Origin of the sequence: Bradyrhizobium sp. th-b2, assembly GCF_000426785.1 — a bacterium.
GTDB lineage: Bacteria > Pseudomonadota > Alphaproteobacteria > Rhizobiales > Xanthobacteraceae > Bradyrhizobium > Bradyrhizobium septentrionale.
On record NZ_AUGA01000004.1, the window covers coordinates 383,270 to 405,678 of the forward strand.

The 22,409-nt window shown below is 65.2% G+C and carries 21 protein-coding genes; 11 read left to right on the forward strand and 10 right to left on the reverse strand.

The window, feature by feature from the left end:
• Positions 1 to 110 precede the first annotated feature (110 nt).
• Complete coding sequence (locus K359_RS58680) at positions 111 to 275, forward strand: DUF3309 family protein (RefSeq protein ID WP_021080901.1); 165 nt, start codon at positions 111 to 113, stop codon at positions 273 to 275.
• A gap of 180 nt (positions 276 to 455) precedes the next feature.
• Here the strand turns inward: K359_RS58680 and ligD are convergent, their stop codons facing one another.
• Positions 456 to 3,101 (reverse strand): DNA ligase D, encoded by a 2,646-nt coding sequence (gene ligD / locus K359_RS0109125; RefSeq protein ID WP_029079077.1) that lies wholly within the window; start codon positions 3,099 to 3,101, stop codon positions 456 to 458.
• A gap of 106 nt (positions 3,102 to 3,207) precedes the next feature.
• Between ligD and K359_RS0109130 the strand changes: the two genes are divergently transcribed.
• Positions 3,208 to 4,095 carry a Ku protein gene (locus tag K359_RS0109130; RefSeq protein WP_029079078.1) on the forward strand — a complete coding sequence of 296 codons (888 nt, stop codon included), beginning with the start codon at positions 3,208 to 3,210 and terminating at the stop codon, positions 4,093 to 4,095.
• 112 nt (positions 4,096 to 4,207) lie between these two features.
• On the opposite strand, the gene K359_RS0109140 is transcribed toward K359_RS0109130, so the two are convergent.
• The 7 genes from K359_RS0109140 to K359_RS51495 form a co-directional block, all read right to left on the reverse strand.
• Positions 4,208 to 4,393: a DUF6496 domain-containing protein gene (locus K359_RS0109140; RefSeq protein WP_245284551.1), complete on the reverse strand. Its 186-nt coding sequence runs from the start codon at positions 4,391 to 4,393 to the stop codon at positions 4,208 to 4,210.
• Positions 4,394 to 4,506: 113 nt separating this feature from the next.
• Positions 4,507 to 5,196: a response regulator gene (locus tag K359_RS0109145; RefSeq protein WP_029079080.1), complete on the reverse strand. Its 690-nt coding sequence runs from the start codon at positions 5,194 to 5,196 to the stop codon at positions 4,507 to 4,509.
• Positions 5,193 to 7,904, reverse strand: a complete 2,712-nt coding sequence (locus K359_RS0109150) for a sensor histidine kinase KdpD (protein ID WP_029079081.1) — start codon at positions 7,902 to 7,904, stop codon at positions 5,193 to 5,195. The genes K359_RS0109145 and K359_RS0109150 overlap by 4 nt, the downstream gene beginning before the upstream one ends.
• Positions 7,905 to 7,943: 39 nt before the next feature.
• Positions 7,944 to 8,549, reverse strand: coding sequence for a K(+)-transporting ATPase subunit C (locus K359_RS0109155; RefSeq protein ID WP_029079082.1), 606 nt, complete (start codon positions 8,547 to 8,549; stop codon positions 7,944 to 7,946).
• Positions 8,550 to 8,665: 116 nt separating this feature from the next.
• Positions 8,666 to 10,777, reverse strand: a complete 2,112-nt coding sequence (gene kdpB / locus K359_RS0109160; RefSeq protein ID WP_029079083.1) for a potassium-transporting ATPase subunit KdpB — start codon at positions 10,775 to 10,777, stop codon at positions 8,666 to 8,668.
• Between the two features lie 24 nt (positions 10,778 to 10,801).
• A complete protein-coding gene (kdpA, locus tag K359_RS0109165; protein WP_029079084.1) occupies positions 10,802 to 12,505 on the reverse strand; it encodes a potassium-transporting ATPase subunit KdpA in 1,704 nt (567 codons plus the stop codon).
• Between the two features lie 119 nt (positions 12,506 to 12,624).
• On the reverse strand, positions 12,625 to 12,714 hold the full coding sequence (locus tag K359_RS51495) for a K(+)-transporting ATPase subunit F (protein ID WP_016846764.1): 90 nt from the start codon (positions 12,712 to 12,714) through the stop codon (positions 12,625 to 12,627).
• A 506-nt stretch (positions 12,715 to 13,220) separates the two neighbouring features.
• Between K359_RS51495 and K359_RS0109190 the strand changes: the two genes are divergently transcribed.
• The 6 genes from K359_RS0109190 (at position 13,221) to K359_RS0109215 (ending at position 17,620) form a co-directional block, all read left to right on the forward strand.
• A complete protein-coding gene (locus K359_RS0109190; RefSeq protein WP_029079085.1) occupies positions 13,221 to 13,685 on the forward strand; it encodes a hypothetical protein in 465 nt (154 codons plus the stop codon).
• A 13-nt stretch (positions 13,686 to 13,698) separates the two neighbouring features.
• Positions 13,699 to 13,974 (forward strand): hypothetical protein, encoded by a 276-nt coding sequence (locus K359_RS0109195; RefSeq protein WP_029079086.1) that lies wholly within the window; start codon positions 13,699 to 13,701, stop codon positions 13,972 to 13,974.
• A 176-nt stretch (positions 13,975 to 14,150) separates the two neighbouring features.
• Positions 14,151 to 14,405, forward strand: a complete 255-nt coding sequence (locus K359_RS51500) for a hypothetical protein (protein ID WP_035976331.1) — start codon at positions 14,151 to 14,153, stop codon at positions 14,403 to 14,405.
• Positions 14,406 to 14,414: 9 nt separating this feature from the next.
• Complete coding sequence (gene dapA / locus K359_RS0109205) at positions 14,415 to 15,359, forward strand: 4-hydroxy-tetrahydrodipicolinate synthase (protein ID WP_051346060.1); 945 nt, start codon at positions 14,415 to 14,417, stop codon at positions 15,357 to 15,359.
• Positions 15,360 to 15,483: 124 nt separating this feature from the next.
• Positions 15,484 to 16,869: a nodulation protein NfeD gene (locus K359_RS0109210; RefSeq protein WP_035976375.1), complete on the forward strand. Its 1,386-nt coding sequence runs from the start codon at positions 15,484 to 15,486 to the stop codon at positions 16,867 to 16,869.
• Positions 16,859 to 17,620 (forward strand): slipin family protein, encoded by a 762-nt coding sequence (locus K359_RS0109215; RefSeq protein WP_029079089.1) that lies wholly within the window; start codon positions 16,859 to 16,861, stop codon positions 17,618 to 17,620. Before K359_RS0109210 ends, K359_RS0109215 begins: the two co-directional genes overlap by 11 nt.
• Here K359_RS0109215 and K359_RS51505 read toward each other — a convergent pair.
• Positions 17,590 to 17,781: a hypothetical protein gene (locus tag K359_RS51505; RefSeq protein WP_035976332.1), complete on the reverse strand. Its 192-nt coding sequence runs from the start codon at positions 17,779 to 17,781 to the stop codon at positions 17,590 to 17,592. The two genes, K359_RS0109215 and K359_RS51505, sit on opposite strands and share 31 nt — an antisense overlap.
• Position 17,782: 1 nt before the next feature.
• Positions 17,783 to 18,052, reverse strand: a complete 270-nt coding sequence (locus K359_RS0109225; RefSeq protein ID WP_029079090.1) for a hypothetical protein — start codon at positions 18,050 to 18,052, stop codon at positions 17,783 to 17,785.
• A gap of 258 nt (positions 18,053 to 18,310) precedes the next feature.
• Here K359_RS0109225 and corA point away from each other — a divergent pair, with 258 nt between their 5' ends.
• The 3 genes from corA (at position 18,311) to lon (ending at position 22,301) form a co-directional block, all read left to right on the forward strand.
• A complete protein-coding gene (gene corA, locus K359_RS0109230) occupies positions 18,311 to 19,327 on the forward strand; it encodes a magnesium/cobalt transporter CorA (protein ID WP_029079091.1) in 1,017 nt (338 codons plus the stop codon).
• A gap of 180 nt (positions 19,328 to 19,507) precedes the next feature.
• On the forward strand, positions 19,508 to 19,912 hold the full coding sequence (locus tag K359_RS0109235; RefSeq protein ID WP_029079092.1) for an Hsp20/alpha crystallin family protein: 405 nt from the start codon (positions 19,508 to 19,510) through the stop codon (positions 19,910 to 19,912).
• A 10-nt stretch (positions 19,913 to 19,922) separates the two neighbouring features.
• The gene (gene lon / locus K359_RS0109240; protein WP_029079093.1) at positions 19,923 to 22,301 is read left to right on the forward strand and encodes an endopeptidase La; all 2,379 of its coding nucleotides are present in this window, start codon (positions 19,923 to 19,925) and stop codon (positions 22,299 to 22,301) included.
• Positions 22,302 to 22,409 lie beyond the last annotated feature (108 nt).

Consider the following 22,409-nt stretch of genomic DNA (forward strand, 5'->3'; position numbering starts at 1 on the left):
AGATATGTGGACTTTATCGCGACGCGAGTGCTGGAACCTTCACAGTTCCGGTTTGTTTCCTCACGCGAAGGGCAGAGACCACAGGCCCACGGAGCTGAGGAGAGCTTGAGATGTCAATTGGAACGATCATCCTTATTATTCTGGTCATTGCGCTGCTTGGCGGCTTCAGCGGCATCGGCGGCGGACCGTTCTACGGCACCGGCTATTATGGCGGCGGCGGTCTCGGCCTCGTGATCGTGATCCTGCTGATCCTGCTACTGCTCGGAAGGCTATAGCGCCTGGCAGTGCTGTGCCCGATCCACATCCACATCAACGACTGTCATCACCCGCGAAAGCGGGTGATCCAGTATTCCAGAGCCGTAGACGATTAAGCCGATAAGCCGCGGCGTACCGGATACCCCGCTTTCGCGAGGTATGACGACCTAAGCCAGCGACACAGACTTGCCCAACATTTGCTACTGTGCCGCGAGCTTCTTCATCGCCGCCTTGATCGACGATGCCGCATCCTCATAGCCGTCCCACGCCTTGGTCTTCGCCAGCAGCGCCGGCACTGTCCGCACCGTATACTTCTTCGGATCGAGATCGCCGCGCAGCTGCGGCCAGGTCAACGGCATCGACACCGTCGCGCCCGGACGCGCCCGCGGCGACAGCACCGCGACCGCCGTCGAGAGCCGGTCGTTGCGCAGATAGTCGAGGAAGATCTTTCCGGTGCGCTTGGCCTTGGACATGTTGATCAGATAGCGCTCGGGATCGTCCTGCGCCATCCACTGGCAGATGCCTTGCGCGAATGCCTTGGCTTCCTTCCACGTCACCTTGTCCCTGGCGCCTGCGAGCAGCGGTGTCACGACGTGAAGGCCCTTGCCGCCGGTGGTCTTGCAGAAGCTTTCGAGGCCAACGGCCGACAGCCGCTGGCGCATGTCCTTGGCAGCATCGATCACGTCGCTGAACGCGACGTCGGGCGCGGGATCGAGATCGAACACCAGCCGGCCCGGCGTGTCATAGGCATCGGGCGCGCAATTCCAGGGATGCAGTTCGAGGCCGCCAAGCTGCGCCACCGCCGCCAGCCCCTCGACCTGGTCGATCTGCAGATAGGGTTTGCGGTCGCCGGACACCTTGGCGAGCTTCAGGAGCTTCGATGTGCCGGCCATCGCGTGACGCTGGAAGAAGGTCTCACCCTTGATGCCATCAGGGGCGCGCACGATCGAGCATGGCCGGCCCTTGAGATAGCCGATCATCCATGCGCCGACCGCCTCGAAATAGTTGGCGAGGTCGAGCTTGGTCACCGGCTCGCCGTCGCCGGCATCGGGCCACAACGCCTTGTCCGGATGGGAGATGGCGACGCCCATCACCTCGCCGGATGATTTCCCGGATGATCTTCCTGTGGCCATCGGCCTCACCACCTTGGTTACGACCGGCCGCTCGGCCTCGACTTCATGCGCCGGCTTGTCCTGGCGCAGGCCCTTGAATGCGGCCTGGCGAATATTACCGGCGTCGGTCCAGCCGGCGAACTCGATCTCGGCGACCAGCTCCGGCTTCAGCCAGTGCACGTCGCGAGTTTTCTTCGGCGCGTCCTTGCCGCCGAACGGGCTCGTGTCGGATGCCGCGGCCTTCAGCGCCGGCATGATGCGGCGGACCGTGTCCTGGCCGAAGCCGGTGCCGACGATGCCGACAAAGGCCAGATGATCGTCGCGATAGACGCCGGCCATCAGCGAGCGGAATTTGCCGTTGGTGGTCTTCCAGCCGCCGATCACCACCTCATGGCCGGCGCGGATTTTTGCTTTGGTCCAGTCATCGGACCGGCCCGAGCGGTAGGCGCCGTCGAGCCGCTTGGAGACGATGCCTTCCAGCCCGAGCTTGCGCGCGGAATCCAGCACTGCCTCGCCGCGCTCCTCGAAATGCTCGACATAGCGGATCAAAGGGTTCTTGCCCTTGCGTCCCTCAAGCAGCGCTTTCAGCCGCGCCTTGCGCTCGGTGAGCGGCAGCGGGCGGAGATCCTCATTGCCGGCAAACAGCAGGTCGAAGGCGTAGAAGATCAGCCGGTCCGTCTTGCCGTCGGACAATGCCGCCTGCAGCGTCGAGAAATGCGGCATGCCGCCCTCGTCGAGCGCGACGATCTCACCGTCGATCAGGACGTCCGGCAGCTTGGCGGCTTCCTTTGCGATCGCGCCGAATTTGTCGGTCCAGTCGAGCGCCTTGCGGGTCTTCAGCACAGCCGCGCCGTCCTCGACGCGGAGCTGCACGCGGTAGCCGTCGAACTTGATCTCGTGGCACCAGCCCGTACCATTTGGCGGACGCTCGACTGCGGCGCAGAGTTGCGGCGGAACGAAATCCGGCATCTCCGCCACCCGCTTCGGCTGCGCCTTTGACACTGCCTTCAATTGTTCCTTTAATTTTGTCTTGGGCGGCGGCGCCTTGGTCTTCGCGCGCGCGTCCGCAGCCATGCCGTGATTGGATTGCCAGACCGCGTCCGCTTTGGCCTTGCCGTTGCCTTTGGCCAGCATGAACGGCTTCGGCGCGCGGCCCTTGCCGGCGGCGATCTCTGCCATCGAGCGGCCGGAGGCGACCGAGCGGTCCTCCTCGAGGATCGCCTCGCCATTGCTGTCAACGGCAAATTCGTCGCGGTGCTTGATCAGGAGCCAGTTGGTGCGCTTGCCGCCAAAGCGGTCGTTCTTCATCCGCACCAGCACCCAGCTGCCGTTCAGCTTGTCGCCGTGAAGCGTGAACTTCAGATCACCCTTCCTGAAGCCGCGCTCGGGATCGTCAGACTCCCAGGTGCCGCGATCCCAGAGCTGCACCGTGCCGCCGCCATACTGGCCTTCCGGAATCGTGCCTTCGAAATCGCCATAGTCGAGCGGATGATCCTCGACCTCGACCGCGAGCCGCTTGTCATGCGGGTCAAGCGACGGCCCGCGCGTCACCGCCCAGGACTTGAAGACGCCGTCGAACTCGAGCCGAAAATCATAATGCAGCCGCGTCGCGTCATGCTTCTGGATCACGAAGCGCCGTAGCTTGCCGGGCGCCACCTTGACGTCGCCCGACGGCTCATTGGTCTTCTCGAAGTCGCGTTTCTTGCGATAGGTGGTGAGGTTTCTCAGCGACACTTACAGGCCTCGGCACAAACGGCGGCCGCCGCGAGCCTGCGGCCATCAGGAACCAAAACCTACGGTATCCGTTCAAGTTCCAAACTCAAGCTGTTTGGAGGCGATCATGGCCGCTCCCCGCGCCTACTGGAAAGGCACGCTCAAGCTTTCTCTGGTGTCATGTCCCGTGGCGCTCTATCCGGCCTCGACGGCGGTCGAGAAGACCCGCTTCCACATGATCAACCGGGAGACCGGCAACCGGCTGAAGCAGCAGATGGTCGATGCCGAGACTGGCGACGTCGTCGAGGGCGACCAGAAGGGCCGCGGCTACGAGGTCCGCAAGGGCAAATATGTCGAGATCGAGAAGGACGAGCTCGATGCGGTCCAGATCGAGAGCAACCACACCATCGATATCGATTCCTTTGTGCCCGCGGGCGAGATCGACAAGCGCTATCTCGACCACCCCTACTACATCAGGCCCGAGGGCAAGGCCGGGGCCGACGCATTCGCGGTGATCCGCGACGCCATGAAGGACCAGGACCGGGTCGCACTGGCACGCATCGTGCTGACCAACCGTGAGCACGTGATCGCGATCGAGCCACTCGACAAAGGCATGCTCGGCACCACCCTGCGCTACCCGTACGAGGTCCGTGATGCCGACGATTATTTTGACGACATCAAGAGCCCGAAGGTCACCAAGGACATGATCGAACTCGCCGGCCACATCCTCGACAGCAAGGCCGCGCATTTCGACCCATCGAAATTCAAGGACGAGTACGAGACCGCGTTGAAAGCGCTGGTACGCCGCAAGGCCGCGGGCAAGCCGATCAAGGCCGTCGAGCGTGAGGAGAAGCCCAGCAATGTGGTGAACCTGATGGACGCGCTGAAGCAGAGCCTGAAAGACCGGAAAGGCGGCGCGAAGCGTGCGCAATCCAGTGCGCGCCGCCCGACCTCGCACCGCCGTGCCGCGAAGAAGGCGCACCGGTCGAGCGCGCGGTCGCGGAAGGCGGGGTGAATTGAATTTCACGCGTCGTGCCCGGGCTTGACCCGGGTATCCATCTTCTTGGCCAGAAAGACGTGGATGGCCGGGTCAAGCCCGGCCATGACGAAGGTAGACGGACGGCGCCCTACCGCTTCTTCGCAGCCTTGCGCTTCTTCGCCATCTTCTTGGCCGTCTTCCTGGCGGCCTTCTTCGGCACCTTCCGCCCCTTGGCGCGGGCCTCGGATAGTCCGATCGCGATCGCCTGCTTGCGGCTCGTCACCTTCTTCTTCGAGCGGCCGCTGCGCAGTGTTCCGGCCTTGCGTTTCTTCATTACACGCTCGACATCATCAGATGCCTTCCGCGAGTATTTCCTTGCCATGGCTTCTCTCCCGGTAAGGGGAAACAAGCCTCGATGGGAGCCAAAGTTCCGATCGCTGTGACAGCTCAGTCCGCCGCGCGCAGCCGATAGCCGATGCCGGTTTCGGTCAGCACGAATTGCGGGCGCTCGGGATCGGCCTCGATCTTCTGGCGGAGCTGGCGGACATAGACGCGCAGATATTGCGCGTCGGTCAGTTCGTCCCACAATTCCTTCAGCAGGAAGCGATGCGTCAGCACCTTGCCGGCATGCTGCACCAGCACGCGCAAAAGATCGTACTCCTTCGGCGACAGCTTGATCTCCTTGTCGCCAACCTTGACGATCCGGCGCACCAGATCGACCGAGAGATCGCCGGAGCGGAACACCGGACGCTCGCCCTGCACCTGCAACTGGTGGCGCAGCGCCGCGCGCAGCCGCGCAAGCAATTCGTCCATACCGAACGGCTTGGTCAGGTAATCGTCGGCGCCGAGATCGAGTGCCTGCACCTTGCCGGCCTCGTCGCCGCGGCTCGACAGCACCACGATCGGGACGCTCTCGTTGCGGCCGCGGATCATGCGCAGGAGATCGTGGCCCTGGATATCGGGCAATCCGAGATCGAGGATGATCAGCGCCGGCCCCTCGCCCAGCATTTCCAGCGCCAGCTTGCCGTTGGAGGCCTCGAGGATGTCGTAGCCCTGCGTGCTCAGCCCCATCCGCAACAGCTTGCGGATCGGCGGCTCATCGTCGATGACCAGGACCTTGATGGGGATAGCATTCATGCAGCAGTGTCCAGCGCGTTGGTGTCGGCCGTAACAGGCAGGCGGATGGTGATGACGGCGCCGGTCCGGTCGGAGCGGTTGGCCGCCGCGATCGTGCCGCGCATCGCCTCGACGAAGCCGCGCGAGATCGCAAGGCCAAGGCCGGTGCCGGGGCGGACATGGTCGCCCTTCTCGGCGCGATAGAATTTGTCGAACACGCTTTCGAGCTCGGCGGCCGGAATGCCGTTGCCTTCATCGAGGATCTGCAGCGTCACCGCGTCACGGTCGCGGCCGCCGCGGATCGAGATCGTGGTGTCCGACGGGGCATATTTGGCGGCGTTGTCGAGCAGGTTGAACAGCACCTGCTCGAACAGCACGGCGTCGAGCTCCAGCATCGGCAGGTCGGCTGCGAGCTCCAGCGACACCCTGTGGTGCACCAGGATCTTGCCCGCCCGGCGCAATGCGCTGCCGACGATTTCGCCGACATCGTGCCGCGCCGTGTTCGGCACGACCGCGCCGGATTCCAGCTTGGTCATGTCGAGCAGATTGGCGATGAAGCGGTTCAGCCGCTCGGATTCGTCGATCACGGTGGCGAGCAGATCATGCTTCTGGGCGTCGCTCAGGCTGGCACCGAGATCGCGCAGCGCGGAGGCCGAGCCGAGCACCGAGGCGAGCGGCGTCTTGAGATCGTGCGAGATGGAGGTCAAGAGCGCGCCGCGCAGCCGGTCGGATTCGACCGTGCGCTTGACCCGATCCATGTCCTCGACCAACAGCACGCGCTCGATCGCCAGCGCGCCCTGATCGACCAGCGCATCGAGTAGTCGGCGCTGGTCCGGCGTCAGCAGCGGCCCGGTGCGATCGTCGTCGATGCCGATCACGCCGATCGGGCCGCGGCCGGTGCGCATCGGCAGGAACAGCCGCTTTCCGCCCGGCAGCGTGTCGGAACCGCGGCCGGCCGGGCGATCGTTGCCCCAGGCCCAGTTGGCGGCGGCAAGATCAGCCTGGTCAAGCTGGTCTTCCGGCGGATAGCCGGTCTTGACCGCCAACAATCCGTCCTCCGGCAGCAGCAGCACCACCCGCACCTTCAGCATCAGGGCAATCTGGTAGGCGGTCGCCCACAGCACGTCGTCGAGCGTCGCGGTGCCGGCGAGCTTGCGGCTGAAGGCGTAGAGCGATTCGGTGGTGCGGACGCGACCGATCGCGGTGTCGGCCTGGATACGTACCCGTGCCGCGACGTTGGAGACGATCAGCGCGATCAGCATGAAGAAGAAGAACGCCGCGACATTGGTCGGGTCGGTGATGGTGAAGGTATAGACCGGCGGCAGGAAGAAGAAATTGTAGCACAGCGAGGCGGCGACGCTCGCCAGCAGCGACGGCCACAGGCCGTAACGCGCCGCGGCGCCGACCACGGCGGTGAGGAAGACGAGGTCGACATTCTCGATGCCGAAGAACGGCTGGATCAGCTTGGCCGCGCCGAGCCCGAGTCCCACCAGCAGCAGCGACATCAGATAAGGCCGCGGATTGAACGGCTCCTGCCGCTGCGCGGTCTGCACCGGCGCCTTGCCGACCGGCAGCTCGTCGCCGGCGATCACGTTGACGCTGATATTGCCGGCGCGGCGCACCAGATCGTGCACCACCGAGCCATGCGTCAGCTCGAACCAGCGCGAGCGCGTCGACTTGCCGATGATGATCTGGGTGACGTTGTTGGCCTGGGCAAAATTGATGACATCGTCGGCGATGCGGCGGCCGACACCGGGAAGCGTCAGCGCCTCGCCGCCGAGCGATTCGGCAAGCCGCATGGTGTCGGAGAGCCGGTCGCGCTGCTCGTCGGTCAATTGCAGGCTGCGCCGCGTCTCGATGCTGACGGCGGTCCATTGCGCATGCAGCCGGTCGGCCAGGCGCTTGGTGTAGCGCACGAGACCGGCCGCGCGCGGGTCCTCGCTGAGGCAGACCAGGATGCGCTCGCCCGCCGCCCAGGGACCCTGGATGGCATTGGCCTGCATGTGGGTGAGCAGCTGCTCGTCGACCCGCTCGGCGGTACGCCGCAGCGCCAGCTCGCGCAGCGCGGTCAGATTGCCGGGCGAGAAATAATGCTCCAACGCCCGCTCGGCCTGCTTGGGCACATAGACCTTGCCCTCCTTCAGCCGCTGGATCAAATCGTCGGGGGTGAGGTCGATCAGCTCGATGGCGTCGGCGCGATCGACCACCGAGTCGGGCACGGTCTCGCGCACTCGCACATGGGTGATCTGCGCGACGACGTCGTTGAGGCTCTCGATGTGCTGGATGTTGATCGCGGTGTAGACGTCGATGCCGTGCGACAGCAGCTCCTCGACGTCGAGATAGCGCTTGGGATGCCGGCTGCCCGGCGCATTGGTATGGGCGAGCTCGTCGACCAGCGCAAGCTGCGGCCGCCGCGCGATCAAGGCGTCGAGGTCCATCTCCTCGAGCGTCTGGTCGCGATAGGCCAGCCGCTTCCGCGGCAGCACTTCGAGGCCCTTCAGCAGCGCCTCGGTCTCCACCCGTCCGTGGGTTTCGACCACACCGACCACGACGTCGACGCCCGCCTTGAGGCGGGCGTGGGCGCTTTGCAGCATCTCGTAGGTCTTGCCGACGCCGGGGGCTGCGCCGATGAAGATCTTCAGCCGTCCCGAACGATCGGCCTCGCGGCGCGCCGCCTCCAGCAGCGCATCCGGCGAGGGTCGTTTTTCAGGGTCGCGCTGATTGGCCATACCGCAATATAGTCATCCTGCGAGTGGCGGCCTACTCCCCTATTTCGCGTTTGCCGCGTCCAGCGCCAGGTTGAGCGCAAGAACGTTAACGCGGGGCTCACCCAGCACGCCGGCAAAGCGGCCCTGGATGTTCTGCGTCACCAGCTGGTGCACCGCGTCCTCGGACATGCTGCGCGCCTTGGCGACCCGCGGCACCTGGAACAGCGCGGCGTCCGGCGAGATGTCGGGATCGAGACCGCTGGCCGAGGTGGTGACGAGATCGACCGGCACGCTGGCGGACGGATTCTCCGCCTTCAGCTTCTCGACATCGTCCTTGATCCGGTCGTTCAGCGCCTTGCTGGTCGGGCCGAGGTTGGAGCCGCCGGAATTGGCTGCGTTGTAGGGCGCCGGCACGGTCTTGGAGGAGTCGTTCGGATCGGGCGCTACCGTCGCCGACGGCCGGCCGTGGAAGTATTTGTCCTCCTTGAACTCCTGCCCGATCAGGGCGGAGCCGATCACCTTGCCGTCCTTCTCGATCAGGCTGCCTTGCGCCTGCCTCGGAAAGATCACGCCGGCGATCCCGGTAATGGCGAGCGGATAGGCAAGGCCCGTGATCGCGGTCAGCAGGACCAGCACGAGGATGGCGGGGCGGATTTCTCTCAACATGATAGGTCTCCTAGTTCTCTTTCGTCATTGCGAGCGAAGCGAAGCAATCCATGGTTCAGCACGGGGATCGATGGATTGCTTCGTCGCTTCGCTCCTCGCAATGACGGTTGTACGGGTTACGCCAGGCCCAGGGCGGCGACGATGAGGTCGATCGCCTTGATGCCGATGAACGGGATGATGATGCCGCCGAGGCCGTAGATCATCAGGTTGCGGCCGAGCAGCGCGCCGGCACCGACAGCGCGATACTTGACGCCCTTCAGCGCCAGCGGGATCAGCGCGATGATGATCAGCGCGTTGAAGATGATCGCCGACAGGATCGCGCTCTGCGGACTTGCCAACCGCATCACGTTCAGCACCTCGAGCTGCGGATAGAACGCGAGGAACATCGCCGGGATGATCGCAAAATATTTCGCGACGTCGTTGGCGATCGAGAACGTGGTCAGCGCACCGCGGGTCATCAACAGCTGCTTGCCGATCTCCACCACCTCGATCAGCTTGGTCGGGTTGGAGTCGAGGTCGACCATGTTGCCGGCCTCGCGGGCGGCCTGCGTGCCGGTGTTCATGGCGACGCCGACATCGGCCTGGGCGAGCGCCGGCGCGTCGTTGGTGCCGTCGCCGCACATCGCGACCAGCTTGCCCTTGGATTGCTCGTCGCGGATCAGCTTGAGCTTGTCCTCGGGCGTTGCCTGCGCCAGGAAGTCGTCGACGCCGGCCTCGGCCGCGATCGCGGCCGCGGTCATCGGATTGTCGCCGGTGATCATCACGGTGCGGATGCCCATGCGGCGCAATTCCGCAAAGCGCTCACGGATACCGCCCTTGACGATGTCCTTCAGATGCACGACGCCGAGCAGCTTGCCGTCCTTGGCGACGGCCAGTGGCGTTCCGCCGGCCTTGGCGATCTCGTCGGCGATCGACTGGATCTCGCGCGCTTCCGCGCTCATCGTCGCCGCGACCGCACGAACGGTGTTGCCCGACGCGACCGTGCGGTGCGAGCCGCCGTCGACATAGCTGAGGATCGCGTCGACCGCGCCCTTGCGGACCGACGAGGAGCCGGCATCGATGCCGCTCATGCGGGTCTGCGCGGTGAACGGCACGAAGGTCGCGGCAAGCTCATGCATGTCGCGGCCGCGGATGCCATACTTCTCCTTGGCGAGCACCACGATCGAACGGCCCTCCGGCGTTTCGTCGGCGAGCGAAGCGAGCTGCGCCGCGTCGGCAAGGTCCTGCTCGGAGACGCCGCGGATCGGACGGAACGCGGTCGCCTGGCGGTTGCCGAGCGTGATGGTGCCGGTCTTGTCCAGGAGCAGCGTGTCGACGTCGCCGGCGGCTTCCACCGCACGGCCGGACATCGCCAGCACGTTGAAGCGCACCAGGCGGTCCATGCCGGCGATACCGATCGCCGACAATAGCGCGCCGATCGTGGTCGGGATCAGCGTGACGAACAGCGCCACCAGCACCACGACCGAGATCGAGCCGCCGGCATAGGCCGCATAGCTCGGGATCGTCACCGTGGCGAACACGAAGATGATGGTGAGGCCCGCGAGCAGGATGTTGAGCGCGATCTCGTTCGGCGTCTTCTGCCGCTCGGCGCCCTCCACCAGCTTGATCATGCGGTCGATGAAGGTCGAACCCTGCGCCGCGGTGATGCGGACGCGAATCCAGTCCGACAGCACCTGGGTGCCACCGGTGACCGCCGAACGGTCACCGCCGGATTCGCGGATGACCGGCGCTGACTCGCCAGTGATCGCCGCTTCATTGACCGAAGCGACGCCTTCGATCACCTCGCCGTCCGACGGGATGTTGTCGCCGGCCTCGACCAGCACGACATCGCCGACCTTCAGCGAGGTGCCCGGCACCATCCGGTAGGTCCGGTCGGTGCCGGTGAGCAGCTTGGCCTGGCTCTCGGTGCGGGTCTTCTTCAGCGATTCCGCCTGCGCCTTGCCGCGGCCTTCAGCGACCGCTTCGGCGAAGTTGGCGAACAGCACCGTGAACCAGAGCCAGAGGATGATCTGGAAGGTGAAGCCGAGATTGGCGCCACCGGTGACGAGGTCGCGCACGAAGATCACGGTGGTCAGCGCGGCCACGACCTCGACGACGAACATCACGGGATTCTTCGCCATCAGGCGAGGATCGAGCTTGACGAAGGCCGACCAGATCGCCGGCACCAGGATCTTCGGGTCGAGCATGGTCGACGCCGTCACCTGCTTCTGCAGTTTCATGGTTTCCATGGATGTCACTCCGGACGTATCGGATCAAAAGAGGGTGTTAGCGTTCATGGCGAGGTGCTCGACGATCGGCCCGAGCGCCAGCGCCGGGAAGAAGGTCAGGCCGCCGATGATCAGGATGACGCCGATGACGAGGCCGACGAACAGGCCGCCGGTGGTCGGGAACGTGCCCGCCGAGGCCGGGATCGACTTCTTCTCGACCAGCGATCCCGCGATCGCCATCGCCGGCACGATCATGAAGAAGCGGCCGACGAACATCGCAGACGCGAGCGTCAGGTTGTAGAACAAGGTGTTGCCGGTGAGGCCTCCGAACGCCGAGCCGTTATTGCCGGTCGCCGAGGTGAAGGCATAGAGCACCTCGGTGAAGCCGTGCGGGCCGGCATTGGCCATCGAGGCCACCGCCGACGGCAGCACCACGCCGACCGCGGTCCAGCCGAGATACATCAGCGGCAGCACCAGGATCGCGAGCATCGCCATCTTGACCTCGCGCGCCTCGATCTTCTTGCCGACATATTCCGGGGTGCGGCCGACCATCAGGCCGGCGACGAAGATCGCCAGCACGACGAACAGCAGCATGCCGTAGAAGCCGGCGCCGACGCCGCCGATGATGACTTCGCCGAGTTGCATGTTGATCAGCGGGATCATGCCGCCGAGCGCGGTGAAGCTGTCATGCATGGCGTTGACCGCGCCGCAGGAGGCGGCGGTGGTGACGACGGCGAACAGCGAGGACGCGACGATGCCGAAGCGGACCTCCTTGCCCTCCATGTTGCCGCCCGTCAGGCCGAGCGCCTGCAGCGCCGAGGTGCCGTTGGCTTCCGCCCAATAGGTGACGACAACGCCGGCGACGAACAGGATGCCCATCACGGCGAAGATCGCCCAGCCCTGGCGCTCGTTGCCGACCATGCGGCCGAACACGTTGGTCATCGCCGCGCCGAGCGCGAAGATCGAGATCATCTGCACGAGGTTCGACAGCGCCGTCGGATTCTCGAACGGGTGCGCGGCGTTGGCATTGAAGAAGCCGCCGCCATTGGTGCCGAGCATCTTGATCGCGACCTGCGAGGCCACCGGGCCGAGCGCGATGGTCTGCTTGCCGCCTTCCAGCGTGGTGGCGTCGACATAGGCGCCGAGCGTCTGCGGCATGCCCTGCCAGACCAGGAACAGCGCATAGACGATGCAGATCGGCAGCAGCACATAGAGCGTGCAGCGCGTGACGTCGACCCAGAAATTGCCGACCGTGCGCATCGACGAGCGGGTAAAGCCGCGGATCAGCGCCATCGCGAGCGCGATGCCGGTCGCCGCCGACAGGAAGTTCTGGTGGGTCAGGCCGAGCATCTGGACCAGATAGGACAGCGTGCTCTCACCGCCGTAGTTCTGCCAGTTGGTGTTGGTGATGAAGGAGATCGCGGTGTTGAACGAGAGATCCTCGGCAACCGCGGACTGTCCGGCCGGGTTGAACGGCAGCACCGCCTGCAGCCGCATCAGGCCGTAGATGAGGGCGAAGCCGCCGACATGGAACAGCAGCATGGCGACCGTATAGGTCAGCCAGTGCTGCTCGCGCCGCTCGTCGACGCCGCCGACCCAGTAGATGCCGCGCTCGACCGGGCGCAGCACGGGCGAGAGGAAGGTGCGCTCGCCGTTGAACACGCGGGTCATGTACCAGCCGAGCGGTTTGACCAGCGCGATCACGATCGCGCAAAACAGAATAATTTGAATCCAGCCGATGACGGTCATTGCGTCAAGCCTTTCGAATGGGTGCGAAGCGCAGCAGCGACGCGAACAGGCCGAGCAGCAGCCCGGTCAGCACCGCGTCGGCTAACAGAATTGTGCAAAGCGCGAGCATTGCGGACCGCCTAGAAGCGTTCGGGCCGCAGCAAAGCGTAGGTGAGGTAGAACAACAGGCCGAGCGAGACGAGGCCGGCGAGCGAATAATCGAAGATCATCGCCGCCTCCCTTACAGCCGTTCGCAGGCGTAGGCGTAGCCGATGCCGGCCGCGAAGAAGCCGATCGCGAGCGCCGCCATGAGAATGTCCATCATGTGAGACTCCTATGGTCACAGGGCGCGGGCGACCGTATAAGCGCTCCGCGCCGGGTGGTGGTGAGGTGCCATCCGGGGCATAGGTTTTCGAGATGTGGCGCATAAGGACGTTATAGGAATCCTATAAAGGTCCGTGCCTCTCCGCCGTCGTCCTGGCGAAAGCCATGACCCATAACCACCGCGCTTGGTGATGAACGAGATAGGCGGCCCCAGCATCGCCCAACGATTTCCATCCGGGGTAATGGGTCCTGGCTTTCGCCAGGACGACGACGTGGGTTCCATCTTTATGGAATCCCTATATCTCCGCCCCTCGCTTCATCTCGTTTTCAAATGGCTATCCGGCCATTTTGGGCCTGCGGCCAATGCCTTGAACCACTCCTTCTTGGGCCGCGCGTAGAACGAGATGACGTCATGTCCGTGCTATCCCAAAACTCCTCGACCGACCTCGGCGACCGGCTGCGCGACGCTTATGCGGTCACTGCAGAGTTCATGGCCGACATCATCAGCCAGACCTGCCGGCGCTTTCCGTCGGTCGGGCAGAACGGCAAGAGCGCCCGTGTCGAGCGCCTGATCCAGTCCGGCGCCTGGACCGATGCAGCGATCGCGCTGCTCGATCTCGAACTGCCGCAATGGCAGGTCCGCCGCCTGGTCTATGACGAGGGCGAATGGCATTGCGCATTGTCGCGCGAACGCGAACTTCCGGACTGGCTCGACCAGTCGATCGAAACCCGCCACAGCGATCTCGCGCTCGCGATCCTCAGCGCCTTCGTCGAGGCACAGCGGATCAGCGCGCCCGACAGTCGGACCAGCGTACCCACCGTCCGCCGCGACACGCGCTCGCTCTACGAGCCGCTGTTCGTCGACAATATCGGCTGACGGCGGCCCCGCCGTGAACACCAAGCAACTGCCGCGACAGCTGCGGTCGGCCCAGGTCCTGGTCCGGTTCGGCTTCCGGCTCGCCATCATGATCGGCTTCGCCGTGTTCGCCGGCACAGGCTTCGGCAAGGGCCTCGTCACGCTGCTCTGGATGTCGGCGCTGATCTGCGCGCTGGCCGGGCTCGTCAAGCGCGAGATGCCGTTTGCCAAAAACCTCAATCACTGGGACGAGATGACCGCCTATGTCGCGCTGTGCGCGCTCGGCACCGGCATCGTCCAGCGCCTCTGAAATCACCCCTCAAATCCTATGCCGCTCCTATGAAGTCGCTGCTCGCACGCGCTCGATTTCATATCCGGCAAATCAGACATTGATCGCGTGACTGTGACTGAAGCGTTTTCGAGCGAAATGGATACCGGTTCGCGTGAAGAAAACGCGTCAAAAACAAAAGAGCAAGGACTACCACCGTGAAACTCGTCGAACCTCCCTCGTGTAGCGCAGCGTCCACCATTGTCTTCATCGGCCGCAACCACCGCGGCCAGTGGGTCGCCCAGCAACAGAACGGCCTCTATGGCGGCCTATTCGTCAACCGCGCCCAGGCCGTCAAATACGCGCTGTTCGAGAACGGCCAGCACCCTGAAATGATCATCGAGCTGTCGCGCGAGATCGAGCTCGATATGCGCGGCGAGACCGCGAACCTCCCCGCAAGCCGCGTGGCCTGAGCCACCCCCATGACTGCGAAAGCGGCGACTGCGAAAGCGGCTTCGAAAGCGGACACGGCCGAATGGCTGTCGGGCTTCATCCCCGATCTTCCGACCCCCTTCAACCATCAGGGCGAGATCGACGCCGAGGCGTTCGCACGGCTTTGCGAGCGCCAGATCGCGGCCGGCGCCACCGCGCTGGTGGTGGGTGAGACCGCGGGCGAAAGCTCGACGCTTGAGCCCGCGGAGCGCGTGCAGCTGGTTCGCATCGCGGCCAGCATCGCGCGCAAGCGGGTCCGAATCATCGCCGGCGCCGGGTCGAACGCAACCGATCGCGCGGTCACGTTCACCCGGACCGCAGCGGCGGCCGGCGCCGACGCCATCATGTCGGTCGTGCCCTATTACAACAAGCCGATGCCACAGGGCATGGCCGCGCATTTCCAGGCCGTCACCGCGGCCACCACGCTGCCGGTGATCCTGCACGACATCCCGTCGCGGACGGTGAAGGGCCTTGCGGATGAGACGCTGCTCGAGCTCGCCGCAGCGCCACGCATCGTGGGATTGCGCGACGGCGGCGGCGACGTCGCCCGCCTGGCGCGCCTGCGCCTACGCCTGCCGGCAACGTTCCGGATGCTGACGGGCGACGACAATTCATCGCTCGCCTATATCGCGGCCGGCGGCGATGGCTGCATCTCGGCCGTGGCGAACGTCGCGCCCGATCTGTATGTGGCCGTTCACAGGCATTTTCGCGCGGGACGGTTGTACCAGGCGCGGGAGTTGCACCAGCGGCTGGTGCCGCTTGCAACCCTGTTGGAGCGCGAGCATCCCGCCGCCTTGAAATTCGCGCTGGCGCTGCTCGGGTTCATGCAGCCGGCGACGCGGCCGCCGATCGTCCAACTCAACGGATCGGCGAAAGCCGAGCTCGCGCAGGCGATGGCCGAGCTTGCCGACGAATACCTCGCCGCCGCGCAGTGAGATGTGCCGGCCCGACGCAAGTCATCGCAATGCACAATGGCACGCGCCGGCATCGCCCGTGACACCACGCCCATATTGAGGTTCCGAAGCGGCGCCCCATATTTTCGGCAAGGGAGTGCTTGCCGTGCAGACCTTAAGGGCAGCCCTCGTTGCGGCGACCGCGCTCATCGCCCTCTTTGTCTCCATCCGTCCCGGTGCCGCGGAGGACAACAGCCGCCTCGCCGTGACCGTTTCGATCGATGGAGCCATCGGGCCAGCGTCGGCCAGCTATGTGAAGGGCGCCCTGGCCAAGGCCGCCGAACGGCGCGCCGAGCTTGTCGTGCTGCGGCTGAATACGCCGGGTGGTCTGAACACCAGCATGCGCGAGATCATCGCCGACGTGCTTGCCTCTCCTGTCCCCGTGGTCGGTTATGTCGCCCCCTCCGGCGCGCATGCGGCGAGCGCCGGAACCTACATACTCTATGCGACGCACATCGCGGCGATGGCGCCAGGCACCAACATCGGGGCCGCAACGCCGGTGCAGATCGGCGGCGTACCGGGCCTGCCCGGCCCCGACAAGGACGCCAAGGATGGTGACCGCCAGCAGCAACCGAAGGATACCATGACGGCGAAGGCGACGAATGACGCCGTCGCTTTCATCCGCAGCCTCGCCGAGCTGCGCGGCCGCAACGCCGACTGGGCCGAGAAGGCGGTGCGCGAGGCCGCCACCCTGTCCACCAACGCTGCGCTGCAGGCCAATGTCATCGAGATCATCGCACGCGATCCGGCCGATCTGCTCAGACAGGTCGACGGTCGGACGGTGGAGGTCGCAGCCGGCAAGACGCAACGGCTTGCAACCAAGGACATCGCGATCGAAGCGATCGAACCCGGCTGGATCTCGCGCCTGCTTGCGGTCATCACCGATCCCAACGTTGCGTTCATCCTGCTGATGGTCGGCATCTACGGGCTGATCTTCGAATTCATGTCGCCCGGCATGGTCGCTCCGGGGGTCGTCGGCACGATCTGCCTGCTGCTCGGCCTCTACGCTCTCAATCTGCTGCCGACCAACTACGCGAGCTTCGCCCTGATGCTGGTCGGGATCGCGCTGCTCGCCATCGAGGCCTTCAACCCGACGGTCGTGATCGGCGCCGGAGGGCTTGTCGCCTTCGTGCTGGGCGCGCTGATGCTGTTCCGGGACGAGACGCCGGGCTACGGCCTGTCATGGTGGGTCATCGGCATCACCGCGGCGGCGCTTGCTGCCTTCCTGGTTGCCGTGCTCGGCGCGCTGCGCCGCGCCGCGAAAGAGCAGCTGCGCCTCGGTGCCCAGGCCATGCAGGGCCTGTCGGCCGAGGTGCTCGACTGGTCCGGGACATCAGGTCACGTCTTCACCAATGGCGAGCGCTGGCAAGCGCGCGGCACCGAGACGTTCCAGTCCGGAGAGACCGTCGAGGTCGCCAAACTGATCGATTTGACGCTGGTGGTGCGGCGCGCGCCGATCGCCACCGGCAGGGAGGTACAGCATGATGCTTGATTATTTCGGCTATGCGGCGCTGGCGCTGGTCGTCGTGATATTCCTGACGCAGGCCGTTCGTGTCCTGCGCGAATATGAGCGCGGCGTCGTCTTCACGCTGGGCCGCTTCACCGGCGTGAAGGGCCCCGGGCTCTTCCTCCTGATTCCGATCGTGCAGCAGCTGGTGAAGGTCGATCTCCGGGTGGTGGTGCAGGTGGTGCCACCCCAGGACGTGATTTCGCGCGACAACGTCTCGGTCAAGGTCAACGCCGTTCTCTACTTCCGCATCGTCGATCCCGAACGCGCCATCATCAAGGTCAGCGACTATATGGCTGCGACCAGTCAGCTTGCACAGACCACGCTGCGCTCGGTGCTCGGCAAGCACGAGCTCGACGAGATGCTCGCCGAACGCGACCGGCTCAACGCCGATATCCAGGAAATCCTCGACAAGCAGACCGACGCCTGGGGCATCAAGGTGACCGGGATCGAGATCAAGGATATCGATCTCAACGAAACCATGGTGCGGGCAATCGCCAAGCAAGCCGAGGCGGAACGGTTGCGGCGCGCAAAGGTGATCAACGCGATGGGCGAGCAGCAGGCCGCCGAGAAGCTCGTCGAGGCCGGGCGGATCCTCGCGCAGGAGCCGCAGGCCATGCAGCTCCGCTACTTCGCGGCGCTGCAGGACATCGCCGGCGAGCGCTCCTCAACCGTGGTGTTTCCGCTGCCGATGAATCTGCTCGATCACCTGACGCGCCGGAGCGAGGCAACCTGACCCGGCTGATGCTTGGCCCGCCAGGCCGGTCCCGGGCCGCGCATGTAGTGCGCCTCGGGCCGGTAAGCGCTAATCGGCTCCTCGCCGATCCAGGCGAGGAATTTGAACAGCCCCTCTGCCGCACTGCGCAGCAGGACACGGATCGATGAAACGATACGCATCTCAATAGTCCCACTTCTCGCCGAGCACGACCGGCGGGCGCGGATATTTCTCGGCATCGCCGCCGCGCGTGTTCAGGTTCATCCGCGCCCAGTCCTCATGGCCGCGATGCAGCAAGAGCTCGTTGCGCAGACGATGGATCTTCGCGGCGGCGATCGAGCGGTGGATCGCCCTGAAGCCAAGGACGATCCGCCGGATCGTCCGCTTCAGTACGGGGCGGATGGCACCGGCCGAACCGCGCGGCCGGACATCGTGCAATTGAAGCAAGGTCATGTCCCACCTTCCTGTTGGCGGCGCGCGAGCGCACCGCGTCAGGACAAAAGATGCCGACAACACCGTAGGAATTCGAGAGGACCCGCCGCGATGCGGCATAGGAGCCGTATAAAGACCAGCCAATCCGCAATGGGATGCACCCCATGCCGCCCCACAAGCCGGGACGCAACGTCTCGGCGTGTTGACCGGCGCCCATACAGTGCTAGCCTTTTGGCAACGAATAGCGTCAAGCGGGTTCGATAACCGAGGGTGGAGACCATGGACCTCGTATCGCCAACCGACGCAACCGCCGGGCCCGTCAATTCCGATGGCGTGATCGCGGCAGGCGTCTACGTCGAAGGACGACGCATCGCCAACATCGCGATCGACGAAGCCGCGAACTGGCGCAGCAAGCCGGACCATGTGGTGTGGATCGGCCTGCACGAGCCGGACATCACGCTGCTCAGAAGCCTGCAGCGGCAGTTCCAGCTGCACGACCTCGCGATCGAGGATGCGAACCATGCACATCAGCGGCCGAAGATCGAGCAATACGGCGACGCGCTGTTCATCGTGGCACGCACCGCGCAGCTCGACGGCGAGAGCATCGCCTTCGGCGAGACGCATCTGTTCGTCGGCGAGGGATACATCGTCTCGGTGCGCCACGGCGCCTCGACGTCCTACACGCCGGTCCGCGAGCGTTGCGAGAGTTGCCCGCGCGCGCTCGCCCGCGGCGAGGACTACATTCTCTATGCGATCCTCGATTTCATCGTCGACAACTACTCACCGGTGCTCGAGACGATCCAGGAGGAGGTCGAGGCGATGGAGGCGGAGGTGCTTGCGAGCGCGATGACGCGGGCGCAGATCGAGCGGCTCTATCTGCTGCGACGTGACCTGCTGCGTCTGCGCAACGCGGTCGGGCCGCTGGTGGAGGTCTGCCGCAGACTGGAGCGCGACGACCTGCCAATGGTGCGCGAGACCATGCGCCCGCTGTTCCGGGATGTCACGGATCACGTCCGCACCATCCAGGAACGGATCGATGCCCTGCGCGAAGTGCTCGCCTTTGCGTTTGAAGCAAGCCTGCTAGTCGGTCAGGCGCAGGAAACGGCGATCTCCAAGAAGCTCGCCTCATGGCTTGCGATTGTTGCCGTGCCGACCGCCGTCGCCGGCATCTACGGCATGAATTTCAAGTACATTCCGGAGCTGCAATGGGAGTACAGCTATTTCGTCGTGATGGGCCTGATGCTGGTCGCATGCGGCGGGCTGTTCTGGCGATTCCGGCGTTCCGGCTGGCTGTAGGCAGCGATCCTAACATCGAGCCATCCTGGTCCGGGCAGAGTGCAGCGGCGCATCGCACACGTGCCGCAAATCGCGAGATTTCGGACAATTTTACCTCCCCGAACGGCGACGCGAGGGGCCGGTTTACGGTCGGCGGCAAGACCGGTAACCTTGGCTCCCAATGCGACGTGGAGACTGCCCATGGGCCCCAAGGATCCGATCAACTGGATGCTGACCGACGCGATCGAGGCGCTCGCCCGGGCCGAACGGTTGCACCAGAGTTTCCTGAACCTGCGCCCGCAGGCGGGCAGCGAGCCGAGCTGGGAACCGCCGATGGACGTGATCGAGACGGACGAGGAGATCCTCATCCTGGTCGCGCTGCCGGGGGTCGACCCCGATGAGGTCGAGGCCGCGCTCGACGGCGGCACGCTGGTGATCTCAGGCCGCCGCATCCTGCCCGCAGAGCTCCGCGACGCCCGCATCCTGCGCCTCGAGCTGCCGCAGGGCCGGTTCGAGCGCCGGATCGCGCTGCCGACCGGCCGCTACACCATCAGCCGCTTTGCCGCGCATGGCTGCGTCGGCCTGCGGCTTGGCAAATCGAGCTGAGGATTTCGACATGGCTGCTTCAGACATTTCAGGCTCGACCACGGCATCGGCGCCGATCCCCAGCGACGCGCTGGTCATCATCGCGGTGCGCACCACCGTGCTGTTTCCCGACGTCATCATCCCGATTTCGATCAACCGCGCCAAATCCATCGCCGCGGCCCAGCAGGCGGTGCGCGAGCAGCGCCAGATCGGTATCCTGCTGCAGCGCGACCCCGAGGCGGACGATCCCGGCCCGGACGGGCTGTACCGTGTTGGCACCGTCGCCAACATCGTGCGCTACATCACCGGCGCCGACGACACCCATCATCTGGTCTGCCAGGGCGTGCAGCGCATGCGCGTGCTCGACTATCTGCCCGGCACGCCGTTCCTCGCGGCCCGCGTGCTGCAGATCCCCGAGCCCACCACTACCTCGCCCGAGATCGAGGCACGCTTCCTCAATTTGCAGCGCCAGGCGCTGGAAGCCGCGCAACTCTTGCCGCAGACGCCGCCCGAATTGATCGCCGCGCTGCAGAGCGCGACCTCGCCGGCGACGCTCGCCGACCTTGCAACCTCCTACATGGACATCAAGCCGCCGGAGAAACAGGACATCCTGGAAACCATCGATCTCGCGGCGCGGATGGACAAGGTGTCGCGGCATCTCGCCGAGCGCATCGAGGTGCTGAGGCTGAGCCAGGAGATCGGGCAGAAGACCAAGGCGGTGTTCGACGAGCGGCAGCGCGAGGCAATCCTGCGCGAGCAGATGGCGACGATCCAGCGCCAACTTGGCGAAGGCGACGGCAAGGCCGCCGAGGTGGCCGAGCTGACCAAGGCGATCGTCGAGGCCAAGATGCCGCCGGAAGCCGAAAGCCAGGCCCAGAAAGAGCTGCGCCGCTATGAGCGGATGCCGGAAGCGGCAGCCGAGTCCGGCATGGTGCGCAGCTATCTCGACTGGCTGATCGACCTGCCCTGGAGCCTGCCCGAGGAGAAGCCGATCGACATTGCCGAGGCACGCAAGATCCTCGACCAGGACCATTACGGGCTGGAGAAGATCAAGAGCCGCATCATCGAATATCTCGCGGTGCGCAAGCTCGCGCCCGGCGGCAAGGCGCCGATCCTCTGCTTCCTCGGACCGCCCGGCGTCGGCAAGACCTCGCTTGGGCAATCGATCGCGCGCGCGATGTCGCGGCCGTTTGTCCGCGTCTCGCTCGGCGGCGTGCATGACGAGGCCGAGATCCGCGGCCACCGCCGCACCTATATCGGCGCACTGCCCGGCAACATCATCCAGGCGATCAAGAAGGCCGGCGCGCGCAATTGCGTGATGATGCTGGATGAGATCGACAAGATGGGCCGCGGCATCCAGGGCGATCCGTCGGCCGCGATGCTCGAAGTGCTCGACCCCGAGCAGAACGGCACCTTCCGCGACAATTATCTCGGCGTGCCGTTCGACCTTTCGCGCGTCGTGTTCATCGCCACCGCCAACATGCTCGACGGCGTCCCGGGCCCGCTGCTCGACCGCATGGAGCTGATCAGCCTTCCCGGCTACACCGAGGACGAGAAGCTCGAGATCGCCAAGCGCTATCTGGTGCGTCGCCAGCTCGAAGCCAATGGGATCAAGGCCGAGCAGGTCGAGATCGATCCGGACGCGCTGCGGCTGATCATCAAGAGCTACACCCGCGAGGCCGGCGTTCGCAACCTCGAGCGCGAGATCGGCAAGGTGTTGCGCAACGTCGCGGTGCAGATCGCCGAAGGCAGCACGAGCCACGTCACCATCGCGCCAAAGGACATCGTGTCGCTGCTCGGCCAGCCGCGGTTCGAAAACGAGATCGCGATGCGCACCAGCATTCCCGGCGTTGCCACCGGGCTGGCCTGGACCCCGGTCGGCGGCGACATCCTGTTCATCGAGGCGTCACGAACGCCGGGCCGCGGCGCGCTGATGATCACCGGACAGCTCGGCGACGTCATGCGCGAGAGCGTGCAGGCCGCGCTGACGCTGGTGAAGAGCCGCGCCACCCAGCTCGGCATCGACCCCGGCGTGTTCGAGAAGAGCGACATCCACGTCCACGTTCCCGCTGGTGCTACGCCGAAGGACGGCCCGAGCGCGGGGGTAGCGATGTTCACCGCCCTCACCTCGCTCCTGACCGACCGCACCGTGCGCAGCGACACCGCGATGACCGGCGAGATATCGCTGCGCGGTCTCGTGCTGCCGGTCGGCGGCATCAAGGAGAAGGTGGTCGCGGCCGCAGCCGCGGGCCTGACCCGGGTGATGCTGCCGGCGCGCAACAAGCGCGACTACGACGACATCCCCGCCGGCGCCCGCGCCAAGCTGGAGTTCATCTGGTTAGAGCGCGTCGACGACGCGATCGCTGCGGCCCTGGAGGCCGCGAAGACCACGCCTGCCGCCGCGGAATGAAAGCGAGCAGCATCCGGCTAGAGCATTTCCGGTTCTGATTGAATCAGAACCGAAGCTCCAGCTTTTTGTTTTGACGCGCTTTCTTCACGCGAACCGAGGTCCACTTCG

Bases quoted from the DNA above. Each gene is read 5' to 3' on its own strand.
- K359_RS0109130 (WP_029079078.1), top strand. From the start codon at position 3,208: ATGGCCGCTCCCCGCGCCTACTGGAAAGGCACGCTCAAGCTTTCTCTG.
- corA (WP_029079091.1), top strand. From the start codon at position 18,311: ATGGACCTCGTATCGCCAACCGACGCAACCGCCGGGCCCGTCAATTCC.
- K359_RS0109140 (WP_245284551.1), bottom strand. From the start codon at position 4,393: ATGAAGAAACGCAAGGCCGGAACACTGCGCAGCGGCCGCTCGAAGAAG.
- dapA (WP_051346060.1), top strand. From the start codon at position 14,415: ATGACTGCGAAAGCGGCGACTGCGAAAGCGGCTTCGAAAGCGGACACG.
- K359_RS58680 (WP_021080901.1), top strand. From the start codon at position 111: ATGTCAATTGGAACGATCATCCTTATTATTCTGGTCATTGCGCTGCTT.
- K359_RS0109190 (WP_029079085.1), top strand. From the start codon at position 13,221: ATGTCCGTGCTATCCCAAAACTCCTCGACCGACCTCGGCGACCGGCTG.
- K359_RS0109150 (WP_029079081.1), bottom strand. From the start codon at position 7,904: ATGGCCAATCAGCGCGACCCTGAAAAACGACCCTCGCCGGATGCGCTG.
- lon (WP_029079093.1), top strand. From the start codon at position 19,923: ATGGCTGCTTCAGACATTTCAGGCTCGACCACGGCATCGGCGCCGATC.
- K359_RS0109145 (WP_029079080.1), bottom strand. From the start codon at position 5,196: ATGAATGCTATCCCCATCAAGGTCCTGGTCATCGACGATGAGCCGCCG.
- K359_RS0109235 (WP_029079092.1), top strand. From the start codon at position 19,508: ATGGGCCCCAAGGATCCGATCAACTGGATGCTGACCGACGCGATCGAG.
- K359_RS0109225 (WP_029079090.1), bottom strand. From the start codon at position 18,052: ATGACCTTGCTTCAATTGCACGATGTCCGGCCGCGCGGTTCGGCCGGT.
- K359_RS51505 (WP_035976332.1), bottom strand. From the start codon at position 17,781: ATGCGTATCGTTTCATCGATCCGTGTCCTGCTGCGCAGTGCGGCAGAG.
- kdpA (WP_029079084.1), bottom strand. From the start codon at position 12,505: ATGACCGTCATCGGCTGGATTCAAATTATTCTGTTTTGCGCGATCGTG.
- kdpB (WP_029079083.1), bottom strand. From the start codon at position 10,777: ATGGAAACCATGAAACTGCAGAAGCAGGTGACGGCGTCGACCATGCTC.
- K359_RS51495 (WP_016846764.1), bottom strand. From the start codon at position 12,714: ATGATCTTCGATTATTCGCTCGCCGGCCTCGTCTCGCTCGGCCTGTTG.
- K359_RS0109215 (WP_029079089.1), top strand. From the start codon at position 16,859: ATGATGCTTGATTATTTCGGCTATGCGGCGCTGGCGCTGGTCGTCGTG.
- K359_RS0109155 (WP_029079082.1), bottom strand. From the start codon at position 8,549: ATGTTGAGAGAAATCCGCCCCGCCATCCTCGTGCTGGTCCTGCTGACC.